The organism is Clostridium acetobutylicum ATCC 824, from assembly GCF_000008765.1.
Classification (GTDB): Bacteria; Bacillota; Clostridia; order Clostridiales; family Clostridiaceae; genus Clostridium_S; species Clostridium_S acetobutylicum.
Genome location: NC_003030.1, coordinates 3,230,984 through 3,245,490 on the forward strand (window position 1 = coordinate 3,230,984; position 14,507 = coordinate 3,245,490).

The window sequence follows — 14,507 nt, forward strand, 5'->3', positions numbered from 1 at the left end:
TGTAAATAAAAGAATATATATATGGATTTTTACATAACTATATACATAAGGAGTGATATACATGAAGAAAAACTTTTTTAATAAAAAAACAGCGCTATTAATGGTTACGTCCATATTATCGTGCATTCTTGTATTCTTTATAACCTACAATGTATTTATCATAAATTATTACAGGGATTATGAAAATTCCTTAAATAAAATTGCAGTTTCAATTAACGGCGCAAACAACATCTCACCAACCTTTGACACAGAAAAAACAAAAACCCAAGCTTTAAAAAGCATCGCATTTCTTATTAAAACTCAGAAGAATTTAAGCAAATTACATCAAGTAAACAAGTATAAGTATGTAACTCAGGATTTAAAAATAGGTTTGAACGATAATATTTTAGCCTATAAACAGCTTATTTTATGTATAAATAATTCAGATGATCCCAATTTGACCTCTTCTATTAATGCCTTAGATAAGTATAGAACTTCTTGTCTTAAAAATTACGCCAGAATAAATTGTGTAAAAAAAGATTTTCTAAAAATAGATAAATTCATAACTCTTATATATAATTCAAAACACTATTTTTCTGAAAAAGAAGCCTTAAAAAAATACAATGCTGTTTCTACCTCTGAGTTAGATGAGTTTAATTCAAGTTTTCCTAATTTAGTATCTCAGTTTAATTCCATAGTAACTAATTTTAATTCTTATGCAGAAAATGCTAGGGATAAAAAGATATCATATACCTCTGCCTTAAGAAAAGTAGAAGAAAATGAATCTTCTCTTAATAACTTTGAACAGAGCCTAAATTGTCTATCAATTCCTCAGAGTAAAGTTGAAATTTTCTGTGCACTAAAAAAGACAGTAAATGATTATAAATCTTACATAAATTCTTTTGTACCTGCTTTAACATACGAAGAAAATTCATCTGATACCTACTTATCAACTTCTGAAATAAATAAATTATATAGTGATTCCGAATACAAATTTAGCAAAACAGAAGAGGATCTTAAGGAATTTAACAAGCTATTTAAATAATAATTTACCTCTTATAGGACTAATTTCAATGCTTTTAGATTTTTTATATTTAAATGAATTTTTTTCATAATCTTGTGCATAATATCATTAGCCTAAATTTTAAAAACGGGGAAACCAATTTTTGGGGTGAATCGCATAATATATGCGTAGGTTTGTGCCTTTACCGAATCCGTCAGCTAACCTCGTAGAATAAAAGGAGGAAGATTAATGAAAAAATTTATTTGGGCTATTATATTATTCACTTTAAGTTGGTGCTGCCTACCTAATACCTGCAGTGCACAAATTCTTTTAAAACCAAAGGAGGGAATACCTTATAATCCTTTATCTATTGTAAAAGATGATAAAGTTGAGAAAAACTTATATGATGAAAAAGTAGATTCTGTTCAAGTCTTCAATCCAGATGGCAATTCTATTTATATCACCAATAATGATATTAATTTAATGGCACAGGTGGTATATGCTGAAAGCTGTTCAGAACCATATGAGGGGAAGGTTGCTGTAGCCTCAGTAATTTTGAATAGGCTTCAAAATCCTGAGTTTCCAAAATCCATAGGTGATGTAATTAAACAAAAATATGCATTTTCATGTATTAGAGATGGTAAAATAGAGGTAACACCAAATCAAGAATGTTACAATGCAGTTATGGATGCTTTACATGGTAAGGATCCTACACCTAAAGCCATGTATTTTTATAACCCAAGAATATCAACATCCTCATGGATGAATAACATACAAAAAGAAAACGTAAAAGTTATAGGCAACCATGTATTTTTTAAAACATATAAAGAATAGCTGATATAGGTATATCTTATATCTAAAAAAATAAGGGTGATTTTTCTTTCACTTTACTGCAAAAACCTTTCAGTAGGCCTTCAGCAGTAAAATGAAAAAAATCATCCTTATGCTTTTGTATATAATTTTTCCACAGCATTAAGTGCTGCTACTTGTCCTTCTCCAACTGCCTTCATATATTGATAAGGCTTTCCTGTACAGTCACCTGCAGCATAACAGCCATCAATATTAGTCTCCATTTTTCTATTTACCTTTATATGTCCATCTTCAACATAAAGACCAGGGACAAGCTGCTCTGGAGGCGCGCTATCCTTAAGTACAAAAACTCCATCAGTTTCAAGTTCTCTTGATTTTAATTTAAGCTTTTCCACTTTTTTGTCGCCAACAATTTCAACAGGAACATCCTTAACAATCTCTACTGCAGAAACTAGCTGATATTCATCCTTATACCTTGGAACATAGTATACCTTTGAAGCTAGTTCAGCTAAATAGTTAGCTTCACTTTCGGCTTCCTTATTATACCCCACTATGGTTACAATTTTACCTTTGTATAAAGGAGCATCACAAGTGGCACAATAGCCAACTCCTCTTCCCAAAAATTTATCTTCACCTTTTAGTGGTTTTGTATGCTCCATTCCCATGGCAAGTATAACTTTTGATGCTTCATAAGTATCTTTGCTGGTCATTATAGAAAAATACTCTCCCATTGCATATATGTTATTAACTTTAACATTTTCTATTTGTATACCCATATTATCTATATGCTCTTTAAACTTTTCCTGAAGCTCAGCTCCTCTTATCCCATAAAATCCGAGATAATTATTTATTACAGGCGCCAAGGTTAATTTTTTACTTAAATCACTGCTGCCAAAAACAATAACACTTTTATTTCTTGTTTTTGCATTTATTGCGGAAGCTAAACCAGCAGGTCCACTTCCGATTATAGCAATATCATATCTTTCCATCTTATTACATGTGCTTTTCTATAGAAGCTGTGATTGATTGCTTAGGTCTAAAACCTACTAAAGTTTCAACAGGATTTCCATCTTTAAATATCATAACTGTAGGTATACTTGCTATTCCAAACTTACTTGCTATTCCAGGATTCTCATCTACATTAACCTTTGTAAATTTTGCTTTACCATCAAGATCTTCAGATAATTCATCAATTATAGGTCCAAGCATTTTGCAAGGTCCGCACCATGGAGCCCAAAAATCAACTATTACAGGCTCTCCTGAAGTTTTTATTTCTTCATCAAAAATAGACTCATTAATTTCTTTTACCATTATTACTCCTCCTTTATACCCCTATAGGGTATAGTGTACTTATATTTTATCATGCCTCAAAATAATGTCAATCTTTTATTTATCTATATTATAAGCACATAAACCTTATAATATAAATTTTTTCTAGGCATTTATCTTATTTATTAATTATAGCAGATATATTGGAGTTATTATAAATTGATTTAGGGTAATTATTTGAAAGCTTCTCAGCATATTTTTTTGCAACGTCAATATTTACATCCTTATTCATAATAGCTAAATTATAAAGAACAGTTTCCTCATAACTTCCCTTTTCAAATTTTTGATCATACATACTGTAATAATTCATTGCACTTTCAGCATCATTAGTATTTTTATAGGTTTCTGCAATAAAATAAATTATATCAGAATAAAGATAGTTTTTTTCTCCATATTTATATGCTTTTAAAAGATTGTCCTTCGCCCCCTCATAATTCTTGTTTTTTATAAGGTCTGTACCTGCCTTATAAAAATATTGAACTCCATCACCTAGAAGCATATCCATTGCCTTAGATAACAAAATCTTATCATTAACTTTAATATTTTTATTATCCTTCCACTTTTCCTCGTAATCATAAATCTTGTTAAAATCCTTATTGTTCACTGCCGTCTGAAGCTCTTCAGTATTAAATACCTCTTCCTTTTTTGGTACTTTAGGTTTTTCAACTGGCTTCTTAACTTCCTTTTTAACAGTTTTATTTGGGGCTGTTTTTTTCATTATAGTCTTTTTAGTCTGGGTTCTATTATTTTTAATATAGTTTTTTATTTCAACGGTACCTAACACCAAAAGAAGTATTACAACAATAGCTGCCGCAGGCTTATATACCTTTTTCATATTAAAAGCACCTTTTATAACACCTAAATCTATTAATTCTTTTCTGCTTTTAAGTGCCATTTCGTTATTTGCATCAACTTTAAGCACCTTTTCAATGCTTTCAATGGCTTTCTGATATCTTCCCTGCCTTATATAGCAAATAGCCTTATGATTATCAACATTTATACAATTATATGAGCTCTCTGAACACTTATCTAAAAGTTCCAAGGCTTCTTTTATTTCTACATTTTTTATACGTTTAAGTGCTATTATATAGTAATTTAACCTCGCCTCATCTTCTATTGTATCTTCTAAATATTTTTTTGCCGATACATCTCTATTAGCATTCACATTAAGCTTCCACACTGTCTTAGCTTCATTTAAATTGCCCTTAAAATAGCACAGCATTCCCTTAAGATCCAATGCCGCACTATTATTTATATCCATTGATATGCATTCTTCACACAATTGAATTGCTTTATCTATATGTCCTTTTTCAAAACTTAAAAGAGCTTTTTTGTAAATTTTTTTCGATTTATCCATTTAATATCACCTTTTTGCCTTATGTATTCTAGTATATATACTATTGTTTATCGTGGCAATACAAAATATGTTTACAGTGTAATTAAAATTAACTAAAACCATTCTATATTTTATTAGTAAAAAGCGGTTATTTGGCACTATCCCTATATTTATGTATATTATGGTAATTTTATGTTTGAATTTCATTTTTATTACATATATAATAAAATATGTGTTACATTCTGTTGTATTACAAAAAATTAAAAGTAAAGGGTGATTTCATGAAAACAAAACGAATTTTTAGTACCTTAATAATAGCTGCATTTGTTTTTTCATTTACAACAACTACTAATAACGTTTCTGCTGATACTACAACACCAGCAAGTACACCTCAACTAGATTTAACCGTCACACCTAATAATGAAGGAAATTACAATGATTTAAAATGGAATATGTCTGGTGCGTCTCAAGATTATTCCTATAAGCTGTATTCCAAAAAATCAACCGACACACAATTTCAAACTATCCCTTGTAAAGGTACAAATACAGATAAAATTCATGTATTAAATATTTATCCGGACTTAGGAAACAACCTTAAGGGGTGGATGGAAACTTCTAATACAGACGATATAAACGGATATGGAAAAGGAATTATAAAAGTTGATGAAATCCCGCTAAGTACTTTTAACTCTAATCCTAATATAAAAGATAGTAATGGAAATGAGTATGATGTTATTATGCTTGGTTCATGGGATAGTAATAATTCTGAAGGCTTAAATGCGACTTCGGAAGCTGTAGTTGAATCATTTATAAAAAGCGGCAAAGGTGTTCTTTTTGGACATGACAGCATAAATCAAAATTATTCAAATCTAGACAATTACGCAAACGTAAAATTCCCATCAGATGCTAAGTTATATACAGGTGCAGCAGTTGGTGATGGTAGAACAATTTTGTCACCTGGTTCTACAACGTCTAATCTTACTACAGTAAAAACAGGTTTGTTAGTGAATTTTCCTTGGAAAATTGGTAACAACTTATCTGTACCTGTAACACATAATTCTCAAATATCATACGGAGATATTTGGGTAAGATTCACTCATAAATCTTATACTGCTGATGACATGATTAATCCTGGAAACTTCTATTTAAGTACTTGGAATAATACAGGAGTTATACAAACAGGACATTCGAACGGACAAGCAACCTCTGATGAACAAAAATTACTTGCAAATACCTTATTTTATCTAGCACAAGTAACAGATCAAACTTCTTGGGATGATCATAAAGGCCAAGATGTAGATGCACCAAGTAAACCTGTTATAAATTCCGTAACTAACGATACTTTCAAAAATCAAATTTCCCTAAATTATTCATCTACAGACAACGGAAGTACTTATGATTATTATGTTGAAGCAACAGGAAAAAATGATGGGACAAAAGTAGATTCAGATACAAAAACGGGAACTGTTACAACTGGTATAGCCGGTTATTCTATTGTAGTGGATCAAAATTCTGATACAATCCCTAGTAATACAATTACTACAACTTCAACAAATTATACTTTGAATAATTCATATAAAAATGATTTTTATGTCCACATTGCAGCAATAGATAAAGCTGGAAATATATCAGAAGTAACTCATCAAAAGGTATCTGTTGATAATGCTACAAATATTGCACTAAATAAAACTACTGATAATTTAACTGTGGGTGCTAATGATACTTTAACTGCTACTATTACACCTACTGATGCAGTAGATAAAAATGTAACCTGGACCTCAAGTGATCCTTCAATTGCTACTGTTGATGCTTCTGGTAAAATTACAGCTGTAAAACCTGGAACTGTTACTGTTACTGCTACTACTGATAATGGTAAAACAGCTTCCTGCAATGTTACCGTAGAAAATAATACTGTTAATTTAACTCTATTTATGCAGGACTCAACTACAAGACAATATACTATAACAAAAGATGAATTCACTAAATTCACAAATTGGTACAATCTTAGAGCAAATGGTGGTACTTTCTCTGACTCTTACACATTTAACTTACCAGTAGATGCCTCCTCATCTGTTATAAGACGTACTGTATACTTTACTACCATAGAATCTTTTGAAATTATTTCCGACGATGTTCCTGTAGAAGAAAGAAACACTACTTTAACTTTATTAATGAAAAATTCAACTATAAGAAAATATTCTTTAACTACAAGTGAAGTTAATAACTTTAACAATTGGTATGATCTTAGATCAAATAATCAAACTCTTCAATCTTACTATATATTCAATGTTCCTGCAGATGATTTTTCACCTGCTAGAAAAGATTATGTTTTATTTAATAATATAACAGATTCTCAAGTTCAGTAAAAAAATACAGGAGGAAAACTATGAATAAAAGAATAAAAGTCTTCTTTTTAGTCTTTTTAATTGTAATTTTAGGTTGCTTCACAAATGTTTTCGCTACTAATAATAGTGACGCTATTGAAATAGGTACCTCTAATCTAAATGGTACTGCTGTAAATAGCGCTAAAGTTGGAAATCAACTATTTCATCCAGAAGTAGGTTGGGCAAGATATGACGATACTAATCCAAAAATGTTATTTAAAGGATCATTTAATGATTACCCATCTAATGTATATTACAATGGTTCAACAAAATATGGTATTGGAACTGCACTAATTAAATTTTACGGTTCTAAATTTAGAATTTTAATGAGTTATAATCCAGATAGAAGTAATTCTAACTTTGTAACTGTTGATGGTACAAAAATAGGTCAATTTGATCAAATAAAAGGCTCTCTAATACCTCAAGCTTTAGGATTTCAAGAAAATAATTTAACTGAAGGTGTTCATGTTGTACAAATTGATTTAGGAAATAATTCTACACTGGATGCATTCGATATAGATGATTCTGGTTATCTAATTCAACTAGACAAAAATTTAACCTTAAATAAAACATCAGAAACATTAACCGTTGGACAAACTGATACTTTATCACAAGTAGTAGTTCCAGATAACGCTCCTGATAAATCACTAACTTGGACCTCAAGTGATCCTTCAATTGCCAATGTTGATACTTTTGGTAAAGTTACAGCTGTAAAAGCCGGCTCAGCTATTATTACTGCCACTACTAATGATGGTAGCAATTTAACCTCTTCTTGTGCGGTTAATGTAAAAGATTCCAACACTACAATATCACTAAACAAAACTACTGATAATTTAACTGTGGGTGCTAATGATACTTTAACTGCTACTATTACACCTACTGATGCAGTAGATAAAAATGTAACCTGGACTTCAAGTGATCCTTCAATTGCTACTGTTGATGCTTCTGGTAAAATTACAGCTGTAAAACCTGGAACTGTTACTGTTACTGCTACTACTGATAATGGTAAAACAGCTTCCTGCAATGTTACCGTAGAAAATAATACTGTTAATTTAACTATATTTATGCAGGACTCAACTACAAGACAGTATACTATAACAAAAGATGAATTCACTAAATTCACAAATTGGTACAATCTTAGGGCAAATGGCGGTACTTTCTCTGACTCTTACACATTTAACTTACCAGTAGATGCCTCCTCATCTGTTATAAGACGTACTGTATACTTTACTACCATAGAATCTTTTGAAATTATTTCCGACGATGTTCCTGTAGAAGAAAGAAACAATACTTTAACTTTACTAATGAAAAATTCAACTATAAGAAAATATTCTTTAACTGCAAGTGAAGTTAATAACTTTAACAATTGGTATGATCTTAGATCAAATAACCAAACTCTTCAATCTTACTATATATTCAATGTTCCTGCAGATGATTTTTCACCTGCTAGAAAAGATTATATTTTATTTAATAATATAACAGATTCTCAAGTTCAGTAATATAATAATCAAAGCCCTTCGGGGCTTATTTTTGTATAAAAAATAGAGTATCTACAGAGATTATAAAAATCTCCATAAATACTCCTTGCAAAATATAATGCAAAAAACTTTATATAAAATGATTTTTTTAGGCTTTCATTATCAATTCTTTAGCTGTTAAGATTGAAGATGCACTCATTGAGAATTCATCCAAGCCATACTCTACTAGAGTTGGTATTGCTTTTTCATCTCCAGCCATTTCTCCGCACATTCCACACCATTTTCCTTCTTTGTGTGCAGATTGAATTGTCATTTTGATTAATTTAAGTACAGCAGGGTGCATTGGATTGTAAAGGTATGAAACCTTCTCATTCATTCTATCTGCTGCCAAAGTGTATTGTATAAGATCGTTAGTTCCTATACTAAAGAAATCAACATATTTCGCAAGTTCTTCTGAATTAACAGCAGCTGCTGGGATTTCAACCATGATTCCTGTTTCAAGTTTAGCGTTGTATTTCTTTCCTTCTTTATCAAGTTCGCCCATACATTCTTTAAGAACTTCTTTAGCACTTAAGAATTCTTCAAGTGAAGATATCATAGGGAACATTATTTTTAAGTTTCCATATACAGAAGCTCTTAAAAGCGCTCTTAATTGAATTTTGAAGATATCCTTTCTTCCAAGGCAAAGTCTTATAGCTCTGTATCCAAGGAATGGATTCATTTCTTCTGGAAGAGGTAAGTATGGAAGCTTTTTATCTCCACCTATATCTAAAGTTCTAATTACAACTGGTTTTTCGCCCATTTTTTCTACTACAGCTTTATAAGCTTCAAATTGCTCATCTTCTGTAGGCATTTGATCTCTATCCATGTATAAGAATTCTGTTCTGAAAAGACCTACTCCATCTCCACCGTTTTGAAGAACAGCCTCTACGTCTTTAGCCTTTCCTATATTACCGCAAACTTCAACTCTTTTTCCTTCTTTAGTTCTTGTTTCAACATTTATTAGTTCTCTTAATTTTTCTTGTTTCTTTTCATATTCTGCTTTTTTAGCTTCATACTCTTTTAATGTAGCTTCATCAGGATTTATTATAGCAATCCCTTCTGCTCCATCTACTACTATTGTATCTCCGTTCTTAACACTTTCTACTATGTCTTGAAGACCAACAACAGCTGGTATTTCAAGTGTTCTTGCCATTATAGCACTGTGTGAAGTTCTTCCACCTATATTTGTTAAGAAACCTATTACTCTATTTTTATCAAGTTGAGCTGTATCTGATGGTGTTAAATCATGTGCAACTACAACTGTGTTATTATCTACATCTGCAAGAGAAGTCATATCGTTTCCTGCAAGGTTTTGTAAAACTCTATTTCCAACATCCTTTACATCTGCAATTCTCTCTTTTACATATTCATCTTCAATGCCTTCAAAGATTGCTACATAATTTTTCATTACGTTTTCAAGTGCTTTTTCAGCATTAATCATTTCGTCTGAGATTATATTTTCTGCTGAACCAATAAAATCTGGATCATCAAGAAACATCATATGACTTTCAAATACTGCTGCTTTATCAGCACCTAAATCTTTTTCTGCTTTTTCTTTGATTTTTGTGAGTTGCTCTCTTGCTTTTTCAACTGCACCTTGGAGTCTAGCTTTTTCGCTTTCTATATCACTTATCTTTTTTTCAACTATTTTAACTTCATTATCGGCTTTAATAAAAACATGTCCTATAGCATATCCTTTTGAGGCAGATATTCCTTTTTTTATCATTGTTATCCTCCTATCAAATACATTCATTATTGTATAAATATATATAGCAATTATCATGCCAACTTGATCAAATTACTATATTACATTTTTTTTAATTAATTAAGCTTTAACACAAAACCTTAAAGCATCGCCTATATTAAAGGTATTCAGACATGCTATTTTTTATGTCTATGTAAATTATACCTATATATATTTAACTTATTTATGTCGAATTTAATTTTCACAACTTGATACTTTTTATCATATATATTTTATTTTATTGGTTTTATATTTATTTTCACCAAAATTTATATAGCTATTCCTCTATTTTAGGTGTACAATATACTTGATAAAAATTATCATACCTTTTTAGGAATTTTGATTATTTTTATCAATAATTTTAAAATAAACTACTTTATCATTTTAAAATGCATTCATAAGAAAGGATTGCTATGTTTAAAAATTGTATTACAGTAAATATTAAAAACGGAGTTCACACTAGAATTGCAGCAATGATAGTTCACGAAGCATCTAAGCTTAAAGAAAAATACGGTATTAATTTATATGTAAAGCAAATGAACGCTAAAGAACCAATTGCAATAAGTATGCTGGCACTACTTTCTCTTAAAATCAAAGAAAATGAACTTGTAGAAATTTCCTGCTTCGAAGATACTACAAATGGTCAAAGGGCTGTTATAGAGTTGAGTAATTATATAACTAAAAGCCTCGGTGAGAATATTAAGTCTTTTTCAAATATAGATGCAATAATTGAAGAAAGTACATTAGTCAATGAAAATGTACTTGAAAACATACCTATGGGTATTATAGTGGTAGACATAAATTGCAATATAACTTCTATAAATGACTACGCTCTTAACATTATGGATAAAAACATTGAAAGTGTTATTGGTATGCCAGTATTAGATATTATTCCAACTTCAGATACTCCTCTTGTTATAAAAACTAAAGAGAAAAAGCTAGGAAAAACTCAACACATAAACAAACATATAGTAATATCTAACTGCTGCCCTATAATCTCAAACAATAATGTTATTGGCGCTTTATGTGTATTTCAAGATATTTCAGAGCTGGTAGGCATAAAAGAGCTTAACGAACGCTTTCAAAAAATACTAGAAACTTCCCATGATCTAATATGTTTTATCGACGAAAACAGAAAAATCTCTTACATAAATCCAACTTACGAAAAATGCCTTAACATTAAATCAGAGGATGTACTTGGAAAAGACCTTATGAAAATTTCACCTGATGGATATAGAATGAAAGTCTTCAACTCAAAAAAGCCTATTGAAAATGTAGTCTATACTAAAAATAATGTAGGTATCATATGTACAGTTGTGCCAATTTTTATAGGAGAAACCTTCAAAGGTGTAATCTCAATTTCTAAAGAAGCAGATGAGATTATAAAAATGGCAAAAGAGCTTGAAAAATCAGAGGAAGAACTTAATTACTATAAGGATGAGCTTAAAAGACACAATAAGCTTAGTGCTTCCTTTAATAATATAATAGGCAACAGCAGCTCTCTTAGAGATGTTCTTATAACAGCTGATAAGGCAGCAGATTCAACTTCTACAGTTTTGATAAGAGGCGAAAGTGGTACTGGTAAAGAACTTATCGCAAAAGCTATTCATAATGGAAGCCCAAGAAAGGACAAGCCATTTGTAAGAGTTAACTGTGCTGCAATACCTGAAAATTTAATAGAAAGTGAACTTTTTGGCTATGAAAAAGGTGCCTTTACAGGTGCTGTTAAGTCTAAACCTGGAAAATTCGCTATAGCAAATACAGGAACAATATTTCTCGATGAAATTGGTGATATACCTAAATCAATGCAGGTTAAACTTCTTAGAGTACTTCAAGAACGAGAATTTGAAAGCGTTGGTGGTATTGAAACCCAAAAGGTAGATGTTAGAATTATAGCCGCAACTAACAGAAACCTTGAAGAAATGCTTAAAACTGGTGAGTTTAGGGAAGATTTATACTATAGATTAAACGTACTTTCCATATTTCTTCCCCCTCTAAGGAAAAGAAAAGAAGATATAAATCTTTTAGTTGAGCACTTTATAAATAACATAAGTAAAAAACTCAATAAACCGGTAAAGAAAATTGAAGAAAGTTGTCTTTCATGTTTTATGAATTATAACTGGCCGGGAAATATAAGAGAACTTGAAAATATTATAGAAAGATCTATAAACATGTGCGACGATGGAGTAATAATGTTGAAGGACCTACCATTTTATATAACAAATATTGCTCCTCAAAACGACATTGTAAAGATTGATGATAATAGTCCACTTTTAAAATTAGAAGACTATGAAAAAATAATTTTAACTATCGCTATGAAAAAATATAAAAGCTACAATAAGGTTGGAAAAATTCTAGGAATAACTCATAGAACTGTATCTTTAAAATGTAAAAAGTATAATATAGATGTTCAATAGCTAATTACGGGGGTTTTGAAATTTTCAAACCCCCGTGATTATTGTTTATCCCATTATTCTTTCTTTTAAAACACTTTCTTCATTTCTATCAAAGACCTCTACATCCATGTATGCTCTGATAAAATTTCTTTCCTTTATGTCTTTTATTACATTTGCTACTCTAGATGAATCTTCATCAATAACTATAAATATCACAGGTACTTCTTCTATGATCTTTATAATCTTAAGAAATACTGTAGTTACAAATTTTTGCGAAATTGTGGTACTTATTTTGTCAACTGTCGTATCAATTGAATAATTATTACCATTAATACCTACATGATCTACTGACACAACTACTACTGTCATTTTATACTTATCTAAAAGAAATCTCCTCAAAGAATTTTTAGTATCATTTTGTTCTAATATATTATTATCACCCATAGTAATTGACGAGAAGTAACTTCTCTACTATACTCCTTTCAAGGTTTCCTGTAACTATTTCACCACTGAGTATTTTATTCGTGCACAAATTTATCCAGGTAACTTTTTCTTCCTATTTCATAAAGATTATTTCCAACGGTATCAATTATAACTACTGCAGGAAATTTTATTACTTTAAGCTTTCTTATAGCCTCAGATCCTAAATCACTGTAAGCTATAATTTTAGATTCCACTATAGATTTTGAAATAAGTGCAGCTGCTCCCCCTACTGCTCCAAAATACACTGCCTTATTTTTAATAATAGATTCAACAACCTCCTTTGACCTTGCTCCTTTACCTATCATGCCCTTTAAACCCATATCAAGAAGCCTTGGAGCAAATGCATCCATTCTACCACTAGTTGTAGGACCAGCAGATCCTATTACCTTCCCTGGTTTTGCAGGTGTTGGCCCAGCATAGTATATAATCTGATTTTGAATATCAATAGGAAGATCTTTTCCCTCGTTTAGAAGTTCTATAAGTCTCTTATGCGCTGCATCTCTTGCTGTATAAATGTATCCACTTATAAGCACTCTATCCCCAGCTCTTAAATCTTGTATTTCTTCTTGTCTAATTGGAGAAGTTATTAATTTTTCCATAATAAAAGCCTCCCTAAATTTCTTCGCTTTTATGACGAGTTACATGACAACTAATATTTACAGCAACCGGAAGACCTGCTATATGTGTTGGATAGGTTTCTATATTTACGCCAATAGCGGTAGTTCTTCCTCCAAATCCTTGAGGTCCTATTCCAAGCTTATTTATTTTGTATAGCATTTCTTCTTCTATTTCTTTATAAAACTCGTCTTCATTATGTACATCTATAGGCCTTATAAGTGCTTTTTTAGCTAAAAACGCGGCTTTCTCAAAAGTACCTCCAATGCCAACTCCAACCACCATAGGTGGGCATGGATTAGGTCCAGCCTCTTCAACAGTATCCAAAATAAATTTTTTTACACCTTCAATTCCCTCTGCAGGCTTAAGCATCTTTATTTTACTCATATTTTCAGAGCCAAACCCCTTTGGTGCTAATGTTACCTTTATTTTATCACCTTTAACTATATTATAATGTATTATTGCTGGAGTATTGTCATTGGTATTTACCCTTCTTAAAGGATCTTTAACTACCGACTTTCTTAAATAACCTTCGTTATATCCTTGTCTTACACCTTCATTTACAGCGTCCTCAATTAACTCTCCTATTACATGAACCTCTTGTCCTATATCCAAAAAAACACATGCCATACCAGTATCCTGACATATTGGTACATTTTCGTCATAAGATATATCGATATTTTCTTTTATATTATTTAGCACATCTTTTGCTATATCCCATTCTTCTTCTTCATAATACTTATTTATTTTTTCTTTTATATCTTGTGGTAAATAATAGTTCGTCTCTATGCATAATTTCTTTACCACTTCTGTTATTACTTTTGAATCTATTTCTCGCATATACAACACCTTCTCAAATTTTATTATACCCATAAGATAAAACAAAATAAAGACATATCAAGCCTTTA

General features: G+C 30.7%; 12 protein-coding genes and 1 riboswitch. Of the genes, 5 read left to right on the forward strand and 7 right to left on the reverse strand.

The genetic code is table 11. The features are described 5' to 3' along the window. Positions 1 to 61: 61 nt before the first annotated feature. Together CA_RS15825 and CA_RS15830 are read left to right on the forward strand one after the other, a co-directional pair. On the forward strand, positions 62 to 1,024 hold the full coding sequence (locus CA_RS15825; protein ID WP_010966361.1) for a hypothetical protein: 963 nt from the start codon (positions 62 to 64) through the stop codon (positions 1,022 to 1,024). Positions 1,025 to 1,106: 82 nt separating this feature from the next. Then, positions 1,107 to 1,228: riboswitch (cyclic di-AMP (ydaO/yuaA leader) on the forward strand. Positions 1,229 to 1,231: 3 nt separating this feature from the next. Further along, positions 1,232 to 1,816, forward strand: coding sequence for a cell wall hydrolase (locus tag CA_RS15830; RefSeq protein WP_010966362.1), 585 nt, complete (start codon positions 1,232 to 1,234; stop codon positions 1,814 to 1,816). 107 nt (positions 1,817 to 1,923) lie between these two features. Here CA_RS15830 and CA_RS15835 read toward each other — a convergent pair whose 3' ends face one another. From CA_RS15835 to CA_RS15845, 3 genes are all read right to left on the reverse strand, one after another. Next, on the reverse strand, positions 1,924 to 2,781 hold the full coding sequence (locus CA_RS15835) for an NAD(P)/FAD-dependent oxidoreductase (RefSeq protein WP_010966363.1): 858 nt from the start codon (positions 2,779 to 2,781) through the stop codon (positions 1,924 to 1,926). A 4-nt stretch (positions 2,782 to 2,785) separates the two neighbouring features. Continuing rightward, positions 2,786 to 3,103 carry a thioredoxin gene (trxA, locus tag CA_RS15840; protein WP_010966364.1) on the reverse strand — a complete coding sequence of 106 codons (318 nt, stop codon included), beginning with the start codon at positions 3,101 to 3,103 and terminating at the stop codon, positions 2,786 to 2,788. A 136-nt stretch (positions 3,104 to 3,239) separates the two neighbouring features. Beyond that, entirely contained in the window at positions 3,240 to 4,478 is a 1,239-nt protein-coding gene (locus tag CA_RS15845; RefSeq protein ID WP_010966365.1) for a tetratricopeptide repeat protein, read from the reverse strand. 260 nt (positions 4,479 to 4,738) lie between these two features. On the opposite strand from CA_RS15845, the gene CA_RS15850 reads away from it, so the two are divergent. Then, positions 4,739 to 6,823 (forward strand): Ig-like domain-containing protein, encoded by a 2,085-nt coding sequence (locus CA_RS15850; protein ID WP_010966366.1) that lies wholly within the window; start codon positions 4,739 to 4,741, stop codon positions 6,821 to 6,823. Positions 6,824 to 6,843: 20 nt separating this feature from the next. Continuing rightward, positions 6,844 to 8,340: an Ig-like domain-containing protein gene (locus CA_RS15855; protein WP_010966367.1), complete on the forward strand. Its 1,497-nt coding sequence runs from the start codon at positions 6,844 to 6,846 to the stop codon at positions 8,338 to 8,340. Positions 8,341 to 8,467: 127 nt separating this feature from the next. Here CA_RS15855 and ptsP read toward each other — a convergent pair whose 3' ends face one another. Next, positions 8,468 to 10,087, reverse strand: coding sequence for a phosphoenolpyruvate--protein phosphotransferase (gene ptsP / locus CA_RS15860; protein WP_010966368.1), 1,620 nt, complete (start codon positions 10,085 to 10,087; stop codon positions 8,468 to 8,470). Positions 10,088 to 10,518: 431 nt separating this feature from the next. On the opposite strand from ptsP, the gene CA_RS15865 reads away from it, so the two are divergent. Further along, positions 10,519 to 12,522, forward strand: a complete 2,004-nt coding sequence (locus tag CA_RS15865) for a sigma 54-interacting transcriptional regulator (RefSeq protein WP_010966369.1) — start codon at positions 10,519 to 10,521, stop codon at positions 12,520 to 12,522. 45 nt (positions 12,523 to 12,567) lie between these two features. Here the strand turns inward: CA_RS15865 and CA_RS15870 are convergent, their stop codons facing one another. The 3 genes from CA_RS15870 to CA_RS15880 form a co-directional block, all read right to left on the reverse strand. Next, entirely contained in the window at positions 12,568 to 12,945 is a 378-nt protein-coding gene (locus CA_RS15870) for a citrate lyase holo-[acyl-carrier protein] synthase (RefSeq protein ID WP_010966370.1), read from the reverse strand. A gap of 74 nt (positions 12,946 to 13,019) precedes the next feature. Next, complete coding sequence (locus tag CA_RS15875; RefSeq protein WP_010966371.1) at positions 13,020 to 13,583, reverse strand: Fe-S-containing hydro-lyase; 564 nt, start codon at positions 13,581 to 13,583, stop codon at positions 13,020 to 13,022. Positions 13,584 to 13,596: 13 nt separating this feature from the next. After that, entirely contained in the window at positions 13,597 to 14,439 is an 843-nt protein-coding gene (locus CA_RS15880; RefSeq protein WP_014519031.1) for a fumarate hydratase, read from the reverse strand. Positions 14,440 to 14,507: the final 68 nt, after the last annotated feature.

Coding starts and splice junctions, on each gene's coding strand:
- CA_RS15825 (WP_010966361.1), top strand. CDS start 62: ATGAAGAAAAACTTTTTTAATAAAAAAACAGCGCTATTAATGGTTACG.
- CA_RS15830 (WP_010966362.1), top strand. CDS start 1,232: ATGAAAAAATTTATTTGGGCTATTATATTATTCACTTTAAGTTGGTGC.
- CA_RS15835 (WP_010966363.1), bottom strand. CDS start 2,781: ATGGAAAGATATGATATTGCTATAATCGGAAGTGGACCTGCTGGTTTA.
- trxA (WP_010966364.1), bottom strand. CDS start 3,103: ATGGTAAAAGAAATTAATGAGTCTATTTTTGATGAAGAAATAAAAACT.
- CA_RS15845 (WP_010966365.1), bottom strand. CDS start 4,478: ATGGATAAATCGAAAAAAATTTACAAAAAAGCTCTTTTAAGTTTTGAA.
- CA_RS15850 (WP_010966366.1), top strand. CDS start 4,739: ATGAAAACAAAACGAATTTTTAGTACCTTAATAATAGCTGCATTTGTT.
- CA_RS15855 (WP_010966367.1), top strand. CDS start 6,844: ATGAATAAAAGAATAAAAGTCTTCTTTTTAGTCTTTTTAATTGTAATT.
- ptsP (WP_010966368.1), bottom strand. CDS start 10,087: ATGATAAAAAAAGGAATATCTGCCTCAAAAGGATATGCTATAGGACAT.
- CA_RS15865 (WP_010966369.1), top strand. CDS start 10,519: ATGTTTAAAAATTGTATTACAGTAAATATTAAAAACGGAGTTCACACT.
- CA_RS15870 (WP_010966370.1), bottom strand. CDS start 12,945: ATGGGTGATAATAATATATTAGAACAAAATGATACTAAAAATTCTTTG.
- CA_RS15875 (WP_010966371.1), bottom strand. CDS start 13,583: ATGGAAAAATTAATAACTTCTCCAATTAGACAAGAAGAAATACAAGAT.
- CA_RS15880 (WP_014519031.1), bottom strand. CDS start 14,439: ATGCGAGAAATAGATTCAAAAGTAATAACAGAAGTGGTAAAGAAATTA.